Origin of the sequence: Aureispira anguillae (assembly GCF_026000115.1) — a bacterium.
Lineage (GTDB): Bacteria > Bacteroidota > Bacteroidia > Chitinophagales > Saprospiraceae > Aureispira > Aureispira anguillae.
Genome location: NZ_AP026867.1, coordinates 5,440,495 through 5,459,447, shown reverse-complemented (window position 1 = coordinate 5,459,447; position 18,953 = coordinate 5,440,495). Strand labels below are relative to the sequence as shown.

The 18,953-nt window shown below is 36.3% G+C and carries 13 protein-coding genes; 11 read left to right on the top strand and 2 right to left on the bottom strand.

What is annotated here, in order from left to right:
- Nucleotides 1-48: 48 nt before the first annotated feature.
- From AsAng_RS21430 to AsAng_RS21415, 4 genes are all read left to right on the top strand, one after another.
- Nucleotides 49-2,931, top strand: coding sequence for a PD-(D/E)XK nuclease family protein (locus tag AsAng_RS21430; protein WP_264789143.1), 2,883 nt, complete (start codon nt 49-51; stop codon nt 2,929-2,931).
- Between the two features lie 202 nt (nt 2,932-3,133).
- Entirely contained in the window at nt 3,134-5,920 is a 2,787-nt protein-coding gene (gene polA, locus AsAng_RS21425; RefSeq protein WP_264789142.1) for a DNA polymerase I, read from the top strand.
- Nucleotides 5,921-6,020: 100 nt separating this feature from the next.
- Nucleotides 6,021-6,821 carry a hypothetical protein gene (locus AsAng_RS21420; protein ID WP_264789141.1) on the top strand — a complete coding sequence of 267 codons (801 nt, stop codon included), beginning with the start codon at nt 6,021-6,023 and terminating at the stop codon, nt 6,819-6,821.
- A gap of 2 nt (nt 6,822-6,823) precedes the next feature.
- Complete coding sequence (locus tag AsAng_RS21415; protein ID WP_264789140.1) at nt 6,824-7,279, top strand: type II toxin-antitoxin system death-on-curing family toxin; 456 nt, start codon at nt 6,824-6,826, stop codon at nt 7,277-7,279.
- 79 nt (nt 7,280-7,358) lie between these two features.
- On the opposite strand, the gene AsAng_RS21410 is transcribed toward AsAng_RS21415, so the two are convergent.
- Nucleotides 7,359-8,057 (bottom strand): T9SS type A sorting domain-containing protein, encoded by a 699-nt coding sequence (locus AsAng_RS21410; protein WP_264789139.1) that lies wholly within the window; start codon nt 8,055-8,057, stop codon nt 7,359-7,361.
- A gap of 448 nt (nt 8,058-8,505) precedes the next feature.
- Between AsAng_RS21410 and AsAng_RS21405 the strand changes: the two genes are divergently transcribed.
- From AsAng_RS21405 to AsAng_RS21390, 4 genes are all read left to right on the top strand, one after another.
- A complete protein-coding gene (locus tag AsAng_RS21405; protein ID WP_264789138.1) occupies nt 8,506-10,314 on the top strand; it encodes a T9SS type A sorting domain-containing protein in 1,809 nt (602 codons plus the stop codon).
- Between the two features lie 227 nt (nt 10,315-10,541).
- Nucleotides 10,542-12,560 carry a T9SS type A sorting domain-containing protein gene (locus tag AsAng_RS21400; protein WP_264789137.1) on the top strand — a complete coding sequence of 673 codons (2,019 nt, stop codon included), beginning with the start codon at nt 10,542-10,544 and terminating at the stop codon, nt 12,558-12,560.
- A 214-nt stretch (nt 12,561-12,774) separates the two neighbouring features.
- Entirely contained in the window at nt 12,775-13,563 is a 789-nt protein-coding gene (locus AsAng_RS21395; RefSeq protein WP_264789136.1) for a hypothetical protein, read from the top strand.
- Nucleotides 13,564-13,658: 95 nt separating this feature from the next.
- Complete coding sequence (locus AsAng_RS21390; protein WP_264789135.1) at nt 13,659-14,447, top strand: hypothetical protein; 789 nt, start codon at nt 13,659-13,661, stop codon at nt 14,445-14,447.
- Between the two features lie 69 nt (nt 14,448-14,516).
- On the opposite strand, the gene AsAng_RS21385 is transcribed toward AsAng_RS21390, so the two are convergent.
- Nucleotides 14,517-15,509: a T9SS type A sorting domain-containing protein gene (locus AsAng_RS21385; RefSeq protein ID WP_264789134.1), complete on the bottom strand. Its 993-nt coding sequence runs from the start codon at nt 15,507-15,509 to the stop codon at nt 14,517-14,519.
- Nucleotides 15,510-15,904: 395 nt separating this feature from the next.
- On the opposite strand from AsAng_RS21385, the gene phhA reads away from it, so the two are divergent.
- Genes phhA through aroC form a run of 3 tightly spaced genes read left to right on the top strand, consistent with a single transcriptional unit; the run spans nt 15,905 to nt 18,848 of the window.
- Complete coding sequence (gene phhA / locus AsAng_RS21380) at nt 15,905-16,684, top strand: phenylalanine 4-monooxygenase (RefSeq protein WP_264789133.1); 780 nt, start codon at nt 15,905-15,907, stop codon at nt 16,682-16,684.
- Entirely contained in the window at nt 16,684-17,757 is a 1,074-nt protein-coding gene (gene aroB, locus AsAng_RS21375; RefSeq protein WP_264789132.1) for a 3-dehydroquinate synthase, read from the top strand. Before phhA ends, aroB begins: the two co-directional genes overlap by 1 nt.
- A gap of 5 nt (nt 17,758-17,762) precedes the next feature.
- A complete protein-coding gene (gene aroC / locus AsAng_RS21370) occupies nt 17,763-18,848 on the top strand; it encodes a chorismate synthase (RefSeq protein ID WP_264789131.1) in 1,086 nt (361 codons plus the stop codon).
- The last annotated feature ends 105 nt before the right edge of the window (nt 18,849-18,953 follow it).

Here is an 18,953-nt window from a genome sequence, read left to right as displayed (position 1 = left end):
TTGTTTATCTTCAAGATTATTTGTATTAAGAGAAGGAAATCAAGAGCTATGGTTATACAATTTGGATTAGAAATAGAAGAGCGGACATTCCCTGAATACATCACTGTTCCAGAGGAGGTTGGTTTGGCTTGTGGGGTAAATGGCTTGATGACGTATCTAGAAAAGCATTTAGGAATTAGTTATCCAGAGCGACACGACTATTTAAGATTTGAGCAATATCGACAAATTTTATTGGTACATCTGAGTAGCAAAAATAATGTTGCTTTTTATGCTGCTTCTTTTAAGGCGGATCAGATGGCAACAGCAATTGCCTTATTAAATAGAAGGGATGAGTTATTGATGGGAGGTTGGGATTTTGAATTGGAAGAGGGTATGCCTACTCGACTGCGAACGTTGGCAGAAGTAGAAGCATTGGTAAAAGCTGGGGAACCAACTGGATTATTTGATGGTTTTGCAGAACGTTTTCGCCGTGTTCTGCATTTTGTTCGTTTGCTGCCTCTGCCAATTAAGACGATTTACTTGAATGAACCATTGGAGTTATTGCCTCCCTATTTGCAAGAATTATTTGCTACGTTGGAGGAGATGGAAATTTCTTTAGTACAAACAAAGCAGCCAATTGCTCCTGCTGAAGGTGATTTGCAAAATTTCCAAAAAGCTTTATTAAAAGAGCCTTACAATCGACATCAAGTAAAAGCAGATGGTTCTTTATTGATTGTTCAAGCGAAACGAGAAACTTATGCAGCAGAGTACTGGGCTAAACTTTTTCTTGAGAATAAAACGTATCGCCCTGTTTGTTTAATTCCAGATAAAAACCGAGCATTAGACAATACGCTTATAGAGGAGGGCTTGCCTAGTTTGGGCATCCTTTCTGCTTCGATCGCTCGACCAACGTTGCAAATTTTGAAATTGGTCAGTGCTTTTTTGTGGAAGCCTATTAATCCTTATAAAATATTAGAATTTGTTTCTTTGCCCAATACGCCAATTCACCCAGCTTTAGCACGAGGAATTGCTAAAATTATGGCTCAAAAACCAGGGCTTTTTAGCGGTGCTTGGAATGCGATGGTACGGCAATTCTTTGATTATTACGATGAAAAAATAGCCGAAACACCTACGGAAAAAGAAGCCTTAGAAAAGGAAAGGGAAGAAGCGCAAGAAGAATATAGGTTTTGGTTCAATAGAAGGCGTTATGATACTGCTAAATCAGTTCCCAAATCAGAGGTCATAGAGCTGTACCGTTATGTTTCTATTTGGGCAAGAAAAGAGGAGGATGAGCATAAAAAACAAATTGAAAATCTTCAAAAACGACTGGATAATCCCAGTACACCCCATCAAAAAATTCAAGAAATTGAACATTACAAAGAAGATTTACAAAATGGACTTCCTGCTTTAGAAGGACTGAGAGTGCAATCCAATAACATAGTTCAGGTTTTGGAAGCGCTCCCTGACCAAGATACTCAGCTCTCAAATCTTCGATTAGAACGTTTGGTGCGTACCATAAATGAACCTGCTGCGATTCGTTTTAGATCGACAGAATTGGGGCATTTGCCTTATGTGCATAAAGGAAGTGCTATTGTACGACCTACAGAGGAGGTCTTTTGGTGGAATTTTGTAGATGTAGAACGAGAAACGGGGTTTGCTCGATGGTATAAAAAAGAACAAGCGTATTTGATGCTTCAAACGGTTGTTGTAGAAACTCCTGTAGAGGAAAATGCAAGGATGCTTTGGCAACGAATGCAAGCGGTTTTGAGGGCTCAAAAACGACTGGTTTTGGTGATGCCTCAATATATAGAAGGAAAGGAACAGTTGCCGCATCCCCTTTGGGGAGATTTGAATGCTGCATTAGGGGACAAAGCATTAAAACGGATTATTGTGAACTTAGATACGCAAGAAAATATAGATTTCTTGGCTAAATCTTATGCCTTGCCTACTTTTATCCGTCTTATGCCTAATGTGTTAAATAAACCTAGACCTTATTTAGCGGTTGCGCAGGATAAAAATATCCAGCAGGTTGAGACGGAATCTTTTTCAAGTTTGGATAGCTTGCTCTATTATCCTTATCAATGGGTTTTTCGATATCAAGTTAAGTTTAAAAAGTCCTCTATGTTAAGTGTTGTAAAGGATCGAGTGTTAAAGGGGAATATAGCGCATAGTGTGTTTGAGCAGTTGTTTAATGCGATAAAGGATTCTTCTAAAGTCTGGTCAAAAAAAGAAGTTGTAGATTGGGTGAGTGCTAATGTTTCTGATTTATTTGAGCGAGAAGGTGCTGTTTTGTTAATGTATGGGCAAGAGGCTGAGCGAATTGGATTGGTTAATAAAATAAAACAAGCAGCTTGGGCATTGGTATTGGCTATTCAAGAAAATGGCTGGACGATTGTAGATACTGAACTTCCTATTGTGGGCAAAGTAGCGGGACAGGAGCTAAAAGGAATTGTTGATTTAGTATTGCAACGCCAAAGAAAAAAAGGAAATGAATTGATTATTGAAAAAGCAATTGTAGACCTCAAATGGGGGGGCGCTACTTATCGTAAACAGCAATTTAAGAATGGGGAGGACTTACAGTTGGTCATCTATTCTAAATTATTGGAACAGCATGAAAGTTGGGCACATACAGCTTATTTTATTATTGAGTCAGGGAAAATAATTGCTAGAAATAACCTTGCTTTTGACAGCGCAGAAACAGTTGCTCCTGATGTTGATTATAAAGAAATTCATCAAATGATCTGGACAAGGATAGAGAAAACCTACCAGTGGCGAATGCAACAAATCAAAAACGGAGAGATAGAAGTGCGTACAGAAACGACAGTTGACGAATTAGAGGAGTTGATGCAGGAACGAACAATGGATTCGGCAGAATTTTTAGATTTGTTAGAAATGAAAAAAGGAAGGGCTAAATACGATGATTATCAGGTGTTAATAAATATGGTTAGGTAGCGTTTGTGATCTTTTGTTTTTTCTTTTGTTATCTACTTATTTCCTGTGCTTTTTTTGTAGCTTTGTCTGCTTTAATAGGATTGTAATTAGGAGATTTTTTAGACTTTTCAATTCTAGGGCGATAAAAAAATAGTACGCTATTCTTCTTTTCTGCATAATTTAAAGTACTTACTAAATAAGGCAAAAAATTGCCAAGACACTTATGAAAAAATTATTCTTGCTGGATGCTTTTGCATTAATATACCGAGCTCATTTTGCATTTATCAAACGACCATTGATCAATTCTAAAGGCTTGAATGTCTCTGCAATAACGGGGTTTACCAATACACTGTGGGATGTACTTAAAAAGGAAAAACCAAGCCATATTGCAGTCGTTTTTGATTTGCCGACGCCTACGTTTCGACACGATATGTATGTAGAATACAAAGCCAATCGAGAGAAGCAACCAGAAGATATTACATTGGCCATTCCTTATATTAAAGAAATTATAGAAGCTTTTAATATTCCTGTTGCTTTTTGCGAAGGATATGAAGCGGATGATGTGATTGGAACGTTGGCGAAACAGGCTGAAAAAGAGGGGTTCGATGTGTATATGATGACGCCAGATAAGGACTATGCACAATTGGTTTCTGATAAAGTATTTTTGTATAAGCCTGCTAGAATGGGAAATGGAGTGAGTATCATGGGGGTAGAAGAGGTGCTAGAGAAGTGGCAAATCAAACGAGTAGATCAAGTTATTGATGTATTGGGACTACAAGGAGATGCTGTTGATAATATTCCAGGAATAAAGGGGATAGGAGCTAAAACGGCTGTGAAATTATTGGATCAATTTGATAGCATTGAAGGTATTCTGGCAAATACAGAGCAACTTAAGGGAAAACAAAAAGAAAAAGTGGAGGCTGGTAGAGAAGATGCTTTGTTGTCTAAAAAATTGGCAACTATTGCATTAGATTGCCCGATACAGTTTGATGCTGATACTTATAAAGTAGAACCCTTTAATCGAGATGCTCTAAAAAAAGTATTTTCAGAATTAGAGTTTAGAACGTTAATCAAACGAATTTTAGGAGCATCGGCTGTAGATAATTCGGGAGTGCAAACCGATCTTTTTGGAAATGTAATAACTACTAAAGAGTCGTCTGCAAAAATAAGTACAAAAACGGAGAGTATCGCAGATAAAAGTATAGATAATGTAGCACATGAGTACCACTTGGTACAAACAGCAGAACAACGATCAAATTTAATTAAAAAACTAGAAAAAGAAGCCGCTTTTTGTTTTGATACAGAAACAACAGGCTTGAATGTTAGTGAAGCTGAGTTGGTAGGAATTGCTTTTTCCATTCGACCACATGAAGCTTATTATGTCCCTATTCCTGTTAATCAAGAGGAAGCTAAGGCTGTTCTTCAAGAGTTTAAAGAATTGTTTGAAAATCCTACTATTGCTAAGATAGGACAAAATATCAAGTATGATATTTTGATGTTAAAATGGTATGGAATTGAGGTCAAAGGAAAGTATTGGGATACAATGTTAATGCATTATGTATTAGAACCACAGAATCGCCATAATCTCAATTATCTAGCAGAAACGTATCTTAACTATTCGCCCGTTTCTATCGAAACACTGATTGGAAAAAAAGGCAAGAATCAGTTAACTATGCGGGATGTCGCTCCCGAAAAAATCAAAGAATATGCTGGAGAAGATGCTGATATTACTTTGCAAATAAAAATTGAATTGGATAAATTACTGGAAGGTGATTTGCTCAACTTGTACAATGAAATAGAAGAACCTTTAATTGATGTACTGGTTGAAATCGAATACAATGGGGTAAATTTGGATGTGCCATTTTTAGAAGAGTATTCTAAAGTTTTAGAACAGGACATTAGTGCAATCAAAAAGAAAATTTTTGATGCTGCTGGGCTAAACACGTTCAACTTGGATTCTCCTAAGCAGGTAGGAGAGGTGTTGTTTAATAAAATGGAAATTCCTTATCGTTGGAAAAAGACAAAAACAGGGCAATTTTCAACGAATGAAGAAAAACTCTCGGAGTTAGCTCAAAATCATGAAGTGGTAGCAGATTTGTTGACCTACCGCTCTATGGCTAAGTTAAAGTCTACTTATGTAGATGCTTTGCCTAAATTAGTCAGTAAAAAAACAGGGCGTATCCATAGTTCTTTTAATCAAGCCTTAACAGCAACAGGACGTTTGAGTTCTCAGAATCCTAATCTGCAAAATATTCCTATCCGCTCAGAGCGAGGGAGAGAGGTGCGCAAAGCTTTTATTCCAAAAGATACTGGACATATCTTATTAGCAGCCGATTATTCTCAAATAGAGTTGCGATTGGTGGCTCAAATAAGTGGTGATGAAGCTATGATCCAAGCATTTCAAGATGGCTTGGATATTCATAAGGCGACCGCTGCCAAAATTTATGGTGTTCGTTTGGACGAAGTGACCAAAGAACAGCGCTATAATGCAAAAACTGTAAACTTTAGTATTATTTATGGTGCAGGAGCTACGAATTTATCTAAAAACTTGGGCATTAAACGAGCAGAAGCAAAAGCATTGATCGATCAATATTTTAATGAGTATCAAGGGCTGAAAAAATACATGGAGACGGTTGTAGAGGAAGCTCGTGCCAACGGTTATGTTACTACTCTAAAGGGAAGGCGCCGTTATTTAAGAGATTTAAAATCGCAGAACTCTATGGTGCGTTCTCATGCTGAACGAAATGCCATTAATACGCCTATCCAAGGATCTGCCGCAGATATGATTAAATTGGCCATGATAAAAATATACAAGGCAATCCAAGATAAGGGGCTAAAAACTAAAATTACTTCACAGGTGCATGATGAGTTGATCTTTGATGTGCCTACCAATGAATTGGAACAGGTAAAGGATCTAATTAATGAAAATATGAAGAATGCATTGGAAAATCTTCAGGTTCCTATCTTAGTTGGAATGGATACGGGAGCCAATTGGTTGGAAGCTCATTAGTATTCTTAAGAATAAATGGCAAAATGTGAATCATAACGGCTAAAAAAACGTTACAACAATAAAGCGTCCAATATTAAAATGAAAGATAATAGGCTAATCAATGAAAGTAAGAAAAAATAATCAAGACCTTATCAAAAGGTTAGAAGAGATTATGTTGCTAGATGGGAGCAGCTTAGTTGATATGAGTTATAATATATTAATCTCAACAATTGATTTTTCCTATTTCAGAGATATAGAAGTGCGCCTATTGGCTAAAGGTAAGACACGAAACCTCAAAGAGGATTCTACTTTTGCACTATTACTCGCCTTTAATTATATCACAGAAAAATCATTTATTGAACAAATAAAGGGAGTTAATGCTAAGGTGTTTTTTCTTCTTTTGGAAACCTTATTAAACCGATTATTGGGATTTCATGCCAGGAGAAGAAGGTATAATTTGTTGATGGACGAAGAGAAAAAATACTTAGTGGTTCAGAAAAAGGACTTTAATCTTATAAAAAAGGAATTGGCTGAAATTGCTCAAAACGATTTAGCGGAGTTCCTTGGTATTATTTATACTTCTATTTATGTAAATGGAGCAGATTTGCTTTTTGGAGTAGACCAAGCAGTAGATAAGAGAGGCAATGTAATTAATGCTTATCAGTACTTGACACTTTGTTTAGCGGCTTGTGTTTCATTACTTGAAGAAGATATAATAAAAGATCAAGAGGATAACCCATATTGGAGGAGATTGGATAATCATGTGTTAGATACCATACTTGCTTTTGGAAATAGAACAATAAAAGGTATTTATGAGGTTAAGGTAAAGGCTTTAGCAGAAGAAAAACGACAGAAACAATTTCAAAATTTTATGAAGGACGATTTTGAAAAATATGATGAAGTATACAAAGTGCTTTCTTAGTTATGAACTTTGTCAAGAAAGAAGAAATTATAAGCATGAATCAAGCCATCATTACTCGGTATGGTGGCTCTTTTTCTAAGCCTAAAAATTTAAAAAATGAGGATGCTTTAAATTATCTATTGGACATCGTTGAAAATAATGTTGTTTTTGGAGAAGCGCAATATCCTTCTATTGCTCATGTAGCAGCACTGTTTTTATTTAAAATTACAAGTAATCATATCTTTAATGATGGGAACAAACGAACAGCATTAAAAACAATGAATTATTTTTTGTTTTTGAATGATTGTAAGTTGAAAGATAAACTTTATGTTGCCATTCATCGAGATCAATTGATTCCCAAAACGTCTAATTATACCGTTGTAGGGATATTGGAAGGGCTTATCCAAGAAATTGCACAAGGTAAGATTAACTATGATGATGTACTTGATTTCTTGAGAAAGAATATAGAGGAGTCTTAACAACTGCTTTTAAGATAAAAAAAAGACCGCTTTGAATCTTGGTTCAAAGCGGTCCTTTTTTAGTAGTTCTACCCCCTATTTAAGGGTTGTACTTACTAATACGCTGAGTACGGATGTTGTTCCCATTAGAATTATACATTCTAACCATGTAAATGCCTCTTGGTAAGCGACTAATGTCGTATTTCTCACCAGCATAGTTAACCGAAAACTTTTGCATTTTTCGTCCTACTACATTATAAATTTCTATCAATTTTACTTGATTGTAATCATCTTTTAGGTGAATAAACTCAATAGCTGGATTAGGAAAGACCTTAGGTACTGCTATTTCCTTAGAAAAACTATGTGTTGAAGTATGCGTACTTTGAGCAGCACCACTAAAAGTAATTGTTTGTTCTGTTTCTTTTTTGCGATTAACGTCATAAATCACAAGCTCTAAGTTGCCCATTCCCTCTTTTCCATTTGGACGAAAAGAAACTTTAAAGTCGTGGAGCACTTCATTCGGTTCTAAGGTAAATGTTTTGCTATTTACCAAAGAAGTATAACATTGGTGATCGCAAACAATAGCTTGCCATCCTTCTGATAAATTTACCTTCTTTATTTCCCAGCGTAATTCTATTGTCTTAGAGGTTAGATTTCGTAAAATAATAGTAGGCGAAACCTCTTTATTAATTTGTCCTTGTTTGGTGGCATACGATGTTGAAGTACGAAATGTACTTTGACCTTGCATCAAAACAACAGCAAATAAAAGAAAAATAGATGTGAGTATAGTTTTATACATAGGCATAGTTTTTTGCTAAAGTACTTCTTACAGTATTACATTCATTAAATTATGTTGGATAGAGAAGGGAATACTATTTAATATAAACAAATATCGTGTAAATTTACAGTTTTTATGCTACTTTTTTATTATTTTAAGTTAAAAAGCAAAATTTAATAAATAAATAACCTATTAGAACTGAACACTTAATAATAGCTAAAAGTTCAGTATAGATATGGTATTGCTGTATTTTTTTCAAAAAAGAATAGCACACTAAAGTTTCAATCAATTTTGGAACACTTTTCTAAAAATCAGAATTTTGTTTTGTCAAAAGTTGTATTTGCGCAAAAAAATTACAGTTATAAGATTGTTTTTTAAAATTACTTTTTTAACTTTGAGATAACAACTTATGTACATTCATTAATATTTTCATGTAAAAAACGTTTAACTTAACATAAAATCAAGTCTTATGAAACTTAAAAGTTTATTTACCCTTCTTGCTTTAGCAACAGGTGCATCTACAGTCAGTGCACAGAACATTGTTGGTACGGCTGCTACAAACAAAAATGTAATTTTAGAAGAATTAACAGGCAAAACTTGTGGTTACTGTCCAGATGGTCACAAAAGAGCTCAGCAACTTTATGATGCGAACCCTGGTCGTATTGTTTTGTTGAATATTCACACAGGTAGTTATGCTGCTGGTACTCCAAACTATAGAACAGGGTGGGGTGATTATGTAGGTGGTCTTTTTAACGTAACTGGTTATCCTACAGGTGCTGTGAATCGTCGAGTAATGCCTAATCCAACACAATCTAATCCAAGTAACACTAGTGTTATGACAAGTAGAGGAGTTTGGGCTACTAACGCCGCTACTGTTATGGCTGAAGCATCAGCTGTAAATGTAGGTGGAAGCGGTACCATCGATTTAGATAATCGCTCATTAACACTAGATGTAGAAGCTTATTATACGGCAGCAGGTACTGGAACTAGCAATAAATTCCATGCGATTGTTACCCAAGATAATATCCCTGGTCCTCAATCTGGAGCTGCTGGAAACCCTTCTGCTATCCTTCCTAACGGTGATTATAACCACCAACACATGGTGCGTCACAATTTGTCACCGAATGCTGGAGATGATATTACTACATTGACTGCTACATCGCTTTATACGAATCAATATACGCATACGTTCCCTGCTGATATCAACAATATCGCAGTAAATTTAGGAGATTTAAAAGTTGCTGTTTATGTATCTGAAGGTGCTTCTACTGGTGCTATTATCACAGGTTCAGAAGCTGCTTTGACATTTACTACAGCTACAGCTCTAGGAGCTTCTAATGCTGCTGGTACGCTAGATGCTTCTTTGGGATCTGTTTGTGGTACTTCTGTTGATGCAAATATGAAAATTACCAACACAGGTAGTACTGCATTAAGTACAGTTACTTTCCAATATGTTGTAAATGGAGGTACTCCAGGTACTTACCAACATACTTTTACAAATCCTTTGCAAACTGCACAGTACGAGACGGTAACTATTCCAGCTATTCCAGGTTTGTCACCTAATGGCGCTACAAGTACTGTTGACTTGTCTATCACTATGTTGAATGGTAGTGCAAATCCAAATACAAATACTTCTAATGGTTTGACTGTTGCTACCGCTTCTTCTGTAAGTGCTGGTACTACTACGGTTGATTTTTCAATTACTACAGATAACTATGGTTCTGAAACAGACTGGGCGTTGATTGATGAAACAACTGGTGCTACTGTTATGTCTGGTGGAGGGTACCCTGATGTAAGTGGTGGTCAAACTTATACAGACCAAGGTACAATCGTAGACGGTCACTGCTACAAACTAGAAGTAACTGATGCTTATGGTGATGGTATTTGCTGCCAATATGGTAACGGTAGCTTTACATTGACTGCTGGAAGTACTGTTTTATCTACTGGTGGTAGCTTTACTAGTGCAGGTGGAGATAAATTTGTATTTGATCATGTAGTAGGTGTTGTTGCTTTAGGAAAAAGTGCTGACGCAATCAAAATCACTCCTAATCCTGTACATAGCAACATGACATTAGAGTTTACAGTTGCTGAGTTGAGTGACTTAAACATTAGCATTATGAATGCTCTTGGACAACAAGTACAACAAGTTTCTAACGATTCTTACGAAGGAACAAATATGATTGATGTTAATACAAATAACTTAGCATCTGGTGTTTACTTCTTGAACATTACTTCTTCAAAAGGTACTTCTACTCAACGATTTGTAGTAGAAAAATAAATCCAATTGAAAATAAACTTCATAAAAAAAGGATGGAAGTTATACTTTCATCCTTTTTTTTACCCATACCCTAAAAGATAATAACCAATATTTTTGAAATGCATTGGTCTTTATTAGAACTCTCTAATTGGTATAAGAAATAAAATAAAGGACTTCTTAGTTCTTAAAATGATATTAAAACTTATTTTACTTAAATCGCTATTTTATAACAAAAACAAACCAAAATTATGAAATCATTATTCCTTTTCGCCTGCTGTCTCTTCAGCGCTGGAATAGTCAGTGCTCAAACGATAGTCGGAACGACTCCTACTAATAAAAATGTCATATTGGAGGAATTGACAGGTAAAACATGTGGCTATTGCCCAGATGGTCACAGAAGAGCCAAGCAACTCTATGATGCCAACCCTGGCCGTATTGTTTTGTTGAATATCCATACAGGTGGTTATGCTGCTGGTACTCCCAATTATAGAACTGCTTGGGGTGATTATGTGGGTGGTCTTTTTAATGTAACAGGTTATCCTACAGGTGCTGTAAATCGTACAGACTTTGGATCAGGTGTAATGCACTCTAGAGGGGACTGGGCTGCTAATGCTGGTACTGTAATGGGGCAAGCATCTCCTGCCAATGTTGGAGGAGCTGGTACAATTGATTTAGGCTCTAGAGTTCTTACAGTAGATGTAGAGGCATATTACACAGCTGCTGGTACTGGAACAAGCAACAAGTTCCATGCAATTGTTACTCAAGATAACATTCCTGGACCTCAATCAGGAGCTTCTGGAAATCCATCTGCTATTCTTCCTAATGGTGATTACAACCATCAACACATGGTACGTCACAATTTAACACCGAATGCTGGAGATGATATTACTACTTTGACGGCTACCTCTTTGTATACAAATCAATATACACATACCTTCCCTGCTGATATTAATAATATCACTGTAAACATGGAAGATTTAAAAGTTGCTGTTTATGTAACCGAGGGAGCTTCTACAGGTGCTGTTGTTACTGGTGCTGAAGCTAACATGACAATTCAGATGCCACCCAATGCACACGATGTAGCTACTTCTGCTGGTGCTTTTGGTTCTGCTGATTATTGTGCAAATGGTACAGCATGGACTCCTTCTTTCACCGCAGAAAATAGAACGGCTAATACCATTACTTCTATTGAAGCTCAATATACTGTAAATGGTGGTGCTGCTGTTCCTGTTACAATGTCTGGTTTATCACTTGCAAATGGGCAATCTACAGCAGTAACATTCCCTGCTGTTGCACTTCCTGCTGGTAGTAATGATATTGTTTATAGTATTGTTACGCTAAATGGTACAGATCCAGATTTGTTATCTTCTAATAACAATGGACTAGAAGGTACTGTAGCTGCTTTGACAGCTGCTCCTACTGCTACAACACTAACAGAAGATTTCCAAAATGCTAACTTGCCTTCTGGAACATTTCAATATAGCCAAACATTGGCAGGTGCTATCTTCGAAAACCCAGACAACTTACCAGAAGGTCGCTTTGGTGTATTTGGAGAGAACTCTTCTTCTATTGATGTAAGTAATTGTATCCGTGCAGGATTTGGGTTTGGAGATTGGAATAATGCTTCAGGTGCTGTTGTGTTTGATAACATTGACTTAACCAATAATGCTGCTCCTGGTTTATCATTTGACTATGCTCATGCCTTGTTTAATGCAGGTTCTGGTGATGGTGCTTTAGAAATTTTTATTTCTACAGATTGTGGTGCAAACTGGACTTCTGTATGGGCTCGCTCTGGTACTGCTCTAGCAACAGGTGCGCCTATTAGTACTGGTTCTTTTTATCCTGCACCAAATACTAGTGATTGGGCTATTGCTAATATTGACTTGACTGCTTATGCTAATCAAAGTTCTGTAGCGGTTAAATTTGCATTTTCTAAAGGTACTTCTGCTAATCATCTTTATATTGATAACATTAACTTTGATGTTTTGTCTTCAGTTACTGCGATCGAATCTGTTGCTGCATTGGCAATCATGCCTAACCCAGTAAGAGACATCATGAATGTTGAATTTTCTTTGGAAGAAGCAGATGATTTAACCATTGCTATTCACAATGCTTTAGGGCAACAAGTACAGCATGTTGCTACTGAAAACTTTGTTGGAGCTAATACGATTTCTGTAAATACAAGTAATTTATCTGCTGGTGTTTATTTCTTGAATATTACTTCTTCAAAAGGAATCAAAACAGAGCGTTTTGTAGTAGAAAAATAATACCGATTGTATACTTTAATATAAGAAGGGGATGGCAGAAATTGTCATTCTCTTTTTTTGTTAAAGTTCTTACGGTCAAGTTTTTTCCTTGCAAAAATGAACAAATTAGCTTAAACTTGTAAGTAAGTTGTTAAATAATATGGATATATGGTAATTTATTCATATCTTTATCTTAAATAAAAATTTATTTTTTTCAGTATAAAATTAGAATTCTATGAAAAATGTACTTGTAGCTTTGACGCTTGTAGCTATCTTGTTTTCGGCTTGTAAACCTGATGATGTTACTGTTGATCCTGTAACAGTTAACTTATCTAAAACAACTGCTACAGAAATGGGCTTAGCTGCGAATGACAAACATATGATGATCACAGTTAGCAATACAACAGATCAAGAAGCAACAATTCAGTGGGAGCGTGCAGAAACTCAAGCCGTAACAGGTTGGACTTATGATGTAAATGGTAGTACTGCTGCTTCGGGTACATTGACAATTCCTGCTAATTCATCTAAAGATGTTACTTTAATCGTGACACCTAATGGTACTGTAGGTGTGGGAATTGGGACACTTAAGTTTTATGACTCAGCTAACCAAGCGCTTACAATGAAGACTTTTACTTATACTTTGACAACGTTGAGTTCTTATTTTAGAATTGCTCCACAGGGTTTTACTTCTCAAAGCGTTCGTAGCAATGATCCTGCTACCGATTATCACATTTGGGTAGTCAATGACAATACTGTTCCTGTAGATGTAAATTGGGCTAGAACCAATGAAGCAACGAATCCAAGTACTTGGCAAATTGCTATTTGTACAGATGCAACTTGTTATACTCCTGCAATTATGAATGAAAGTATGACCGTTAGTCCTGGTGATTCTGTAGACTTTAAAGCAACAATTGATCACCAATTGACTACAGGAAATGGTGGTACGACTCCTATTTTTTGGGTAGCAGCGGATAGCGTTAATAGCGTACTTAGCCAAGAGCTTACTCACGAAGTAACGTTATAGTCATTTAGAAATGTTTTGAAAAAAAAGCTACTTAAGGGACAATCCTTTAAGTAGCTTTTTTTATAAAAGAATAATCATCTCCTAAAATAAATATTATGAAAAGTATATTAATGTTACTAATGCTGACTGTTCTTTTGTTTTCTGCTTGTGAAGTAAAAAATACAGTGACAGTTGAGCTATCTAGAACTTCCACTACAGAGTTTGGTTTAGTTACGAATGACAAGCACATAAGAGTCATTGTTAAAAATGCGACAGATCAAGAGGCGACAATCCAGTGGGATCGTGCAGAAACCCAAGCTGTAACAGGTTGGACCTATGATGTAAATGGCAGTGCTGCTGCTACAGGTACCTTAACGATTCCTGCGAATACGTCTAAAGAAGTTGTTCTAATGGTAACGCCAAATGGAACTTTAGGAACGGGGAGTGGGACGCTTAATTTTTATGATGCTGCGGATCCTTCTCTTACCTCAAAGGTATTTTCTTATACGTTGACAACACTTAATTCTTATTTTAGAATTGTCCCACAGGGTTTTACTTCTCAAAGTGTTCGAATGAATGCCCCTGCTACCGATTATCACCTTTGGATCATTAATGATAACACAATTCCTTTGGATGTGCAATGGGCTAGAACCAATGAAACATCAAATCCTGCTGCTTGGCAGGTTGCAATTTGTACACAGGGAGGATCAGATTCTGTCTGTTATACACCTGCTATTATAACTGAAAGTGTAACCATAACTCCTGGTGATTCTATGGATTTTAAAGCAACAATTGATCATCAAGCTACAACGGGTAATGGTGGTACGACTCCTATTTTTTGGATACCTACCGATAGCACCAATAGTGTTTTAAGCGAAACGTTTATGTATGAAGTAACTTTGTAGTATCTTCCTGTCAATAAAATTGCCCCTGTGATAATTTCAATCACAGGGGCAATTTATTAAATGGATTATTTACTGATTAACGATCAATGTTTTTGTAATAGATTGTTCTCCAATACTTACCGTATAAAAATACTGTCCACTCGCAAATTTACGCAAATTAACATCTATCTTATGTTCTCCAGCATTTAGCTTAGCATATTGTTTCATCCAAACTTGTTTTCCATCTGCATCGTTGATGATGATTTTTACCGTTTTAGCTTCTTCTTTAGTGGTCAACAAAATAGTAGTTTGTGTAATCGCAGGATTTGGATAATTACTCAGAGTTATGTTCTTGTCGATTTTTGTGGTAGACAATTTTTCGGATTGATTTCCTTTCTCCTGAGTTGTTTTACATTCCTTTCTCCCTCTTTTGCCATGTCTAGGCGTTTTGAACTCCCCATCCCACAAGACAAATTTTACCGCTTTTCCTCCTTTTTTGTGTGCCGATTTCTTTGGAGCATGTTGGGCATGTCGTTCTTGCTTTTTCTTTCTGTGCGCTTCCATTTTTGCTATTTCCTCCTCAGATAAGTACTTTTTTAGAATTTCTCTTTTTTGAGTTTTCCATGTTTCTCGATGCGACTTTAGAGTTTCCATTGATTGTTTGACGACCTCCATATTTCGTTCCATAAAAGGTTTCATAGATTCCATAAAGGCTTTTCGTTTTTCTCTAATGGGCTCAAAAGCAGTTTTCATTTCTTCTCGTATTTCTTTTCTATCTTTTCCACTGGTTCTTAATGCTTTCATTTCTTGGCGCAATGCCTGAGCCTCTTGGTGCAAGGTTTTGCTTTCTGCACGCTTGGATTCTAAAAAAGCAATATCATCTTGACTTAAACTTTTTAGGAATTGGTCGTGAGTTGCCTTTTTGATGGGGTAAATTTCTTTTTTGTGAAACTCTTGTAGTTCCTGTTTAGCCTCTTTACTCAATAAAGGTTTGTGATCTTTGCGCCCTTGGTGGGGTGCTTGTGCTAGAGATTGGTTAATTAAAAAACACAAACCCATTACTACCCATAATAACTTTTTCATATTTTTATTTGTTGCTTTTATTAGAAATTTATAAGTAGGAAGCTTAATCTCAACTTCCAATTCAAGATCAATTGTCTTGTTTTGAGCGCTCATTTTATTAGAGCTGTTTTTAATCAAAAGGTTTAATCTATTGGAGAAAAAAAAATAATCGACTCAAAAACTTGTTTTTTTATATTAGCTAGCCTACATTTGTTTGAGAACAAAATAAATCAATGAATACAACTCACTTATATTATTATAATGCTACTTATTTCTACTGGTTTTTCGACCAAGTGGACAGGGACGCATTATGTAGTTGTTAACCATTCAATAATAAACGGTATACATAATCTGAAAATCCTAGTCCACTTTTGGGCTAGGATTTTTTTTGTTTAATTAACACAAATACAAAAAACATGATGCGACAAGAGTACGATCAATACACCTCCGAACACCATCAAGTATGGGAGCTTATGTATAATGAACAAATAGAAATACTGGCTACCCGTGCAACAAAAAACTATTTGGAAGGAATCAAAACGGTTCAATTTATACCCAATCGAATTCCTCGTTTTACCGTAGTCAATGAAGCACTAAAAGCATTGACTGGATGGCAAGTTTATGCTGTTCCTGGGATTATTGATAACAAACCATTTTTTGAATTATTAGCTCAAAAACAATTTCCTGCTACCACATGGATGCGTAGTTTGGCTCAATTAAAATATATTGAGGAACCAGACATGTTTCACGATGTTTTTGGTCATGTTCCTTTGTTGAGTGAGCCTTATTTTGCTGGTTTTTTGAATGGTTTGAGCCAAATTGCTTTAAAATATATAGACTCGCCAACAGCCGTAGAATTAATGGCTAGGATTTATTGGTATACGGTAGAATTTGGATTAATTAAAGAAGACCACCAAGTTAAAATTTATGGCGCAGGGATTTTGTCTTCTCCAGGAGAATCGGTTTATTCATTGGGGACAGAGCCACAGCATTTTGCATTTGATTTGGATCGTATCTTGGAGACCCCTTATATTAAGGACAAGTTTCAGGCACAATATTTTGTGGCAGCATCTTACGAACAATTGTACCATAGTTTGCCCCAGTTAGAAGAGCGGATAAAGCAAGCTGTAGAGTCGGAAATCATCATTGCAGATGGGCAGAAATTTAATTTTGATGAATTATTAATAAAGGCATAATGATTTCATTACAAGGTTATAACATCCAATTTCAGGATCAAGGATTTATTCAATTAAAAGAACAATTAAGGACAGGAGCTTATTCCAAAATTTTTGTATTAGTTGATACCAATACAGAGCAGTATTGTTTACCAATTTTGCAAAAAGCGTTGATGGATTATGAGCTAAATATCATATCAATTGAAGCAGGGGAAGCACACAAAAATATTCAAACTTGCCAAATAATATGGACTGCATTGATGAATCAGCAAGCCGATCGTAAGTCTGTTTTACTTAACTTAGGCGGAGGGGTGATTGGCGACATGGGGGGCTTTTGCGCTAGTACTTTTAAGCGTGGAATGGATTTTATACAAATTCCAACGACCTTACTGGCACAAGTGGATGCATCTATAGGTGGTAAATTAGGGATAGATTTTGCGCTGGTTAAAAATAGCATAGGTTTATTTAAGAACCCCAAAGCCGTCTATTTGTTAAGCGACTTTTTTGATACTTTGCCTCAAAATGAATTATACAGTGGTTTTGCAGAAATTGTTAAGCATGCTTTGATTGAGGATGGTAGGTATTTTAGCCAATTGTTGACTTCTTCCAATTTGGCAAACTTAGTATGGGAACCTATTATAGCGCATTCTTTGTCGATTAAAAAGAAAATTGTAGAACAAGATCCTTTTGAACAAAATATTCGGAAAAGCCTTAATTTTGGTCATACCATAGGGCATGCTGTAGAAAGTTTGAGTTGGGAAACCAAGTTACCATTGTTACATGGAGAGGCCGTTGCTATTGGAATGCTTACAGAAAGCTATCTGAGTTGGAAATTAACAGGTTTATTGGAAACAGATTTAGCCCAAATTACCACCTATTTATTACGGTTGTATCCTAGCTATGATTTAACAAATTTAGACCCGACAGCTATTTTAGCGCTTATTCGACAAGACAAAAAAAATGAGCACAACCAAATTTGCTTTACTTTATTAAAAGAAATAGGGACGTTTAAAATTAATGTTCATGCAGAAGATGAACTTATTTTAGAAGCCTTAAATTATTACAATCAATTAACTCAGGGGATTAAGATTTAAACATTATGGCAGGCAATACATTTGGGAAACTATTTAAAATTACCACCTTTGGCGAATCTCATGGTCGAGGTATTGGGGTAATCATAGATGGTTGTCCAGCAGGAATTGAGTTGGATAGAGCTTATATTCAGTCCCAACTAAATCGACGAAAACCAGGACAATCTGCAATTGTTACCCAACGAAAAGAGGCTGATGAATTTGATATTTTATCAGGGGTATTTGAAGGGAAAACAACAGGAACGCCAATTACTTTGTTCATTGCTAATACCAATCAAAAAACCAAAGATTACTCTCATATTCAAGATCGATTTAGACCTTCTCATGCTGATTTTACATACTCCCAAAAGTACATCAATAGAGATTATAGGGGAGGGGGGCGTTCTTCAGCTAGAGAGACTGCGGCAAGAGTAGCAGCAGGAGCTATTGCACAACAAATATTAGCTCAAAAAGGCATTCAGATTACTGCTTATGTGAGTCAGGTGGGACCTTTGTCGATTCGTTCGGATTATAAGAGCCTTGATCTTTCATTGGTCGAAAAAACTCCTGTTCGTTGTCCTGATCTTGCTATTGCTAAGGAAATGGAGGCTTATATTAAGGCAATAAAAAAAGAAGGAGACACCACTGGAGGAGTCGTGAGTTGCGTGATTAAGGGCTGCCCTGTGGGATTGGGAGAGCCTGTTTTTGATCGCTTACACGCTGAATTAGGGAAAGCCATGTTGAGTATTAATGCCTGTAAAGGATTTCAATATGGTTCTGGTTTTGAAGGGGTCTCGATGCGAGGATCAGAGCACAATGACCCTTTTGTTAATGACAATGGACGGATCAAGACAAGCTCCAATCATTCTGGAGGAATCCAAGGAGGAATTTCTAATGGGATGGATATTTATTTTCAAACAGCGTTTAAACCTGTTGCAACGATTATGAGAGACCAACAATCGGTAGATCTGAAAGGTGAAGTGGTAACGATAACAGGAAGAGGAAGACATGATCCTTGTGTGGTGCCTAGAGCAGTACCTATAGTGGAAGGAATGGCTGCCTTAGTGCTACTAGATTATTATTTGTTGGCAATGACAGATCGCTTGAAGGTTTAGTCTTTAGTTACTTCTGTAATCCAATAAATACAAATTAGGAGAGTTCTCCAAAAAAGCGTATTTTTGCAGTTTGCTTAATTAGTGGTTAACAGGGGTTCTAATAAA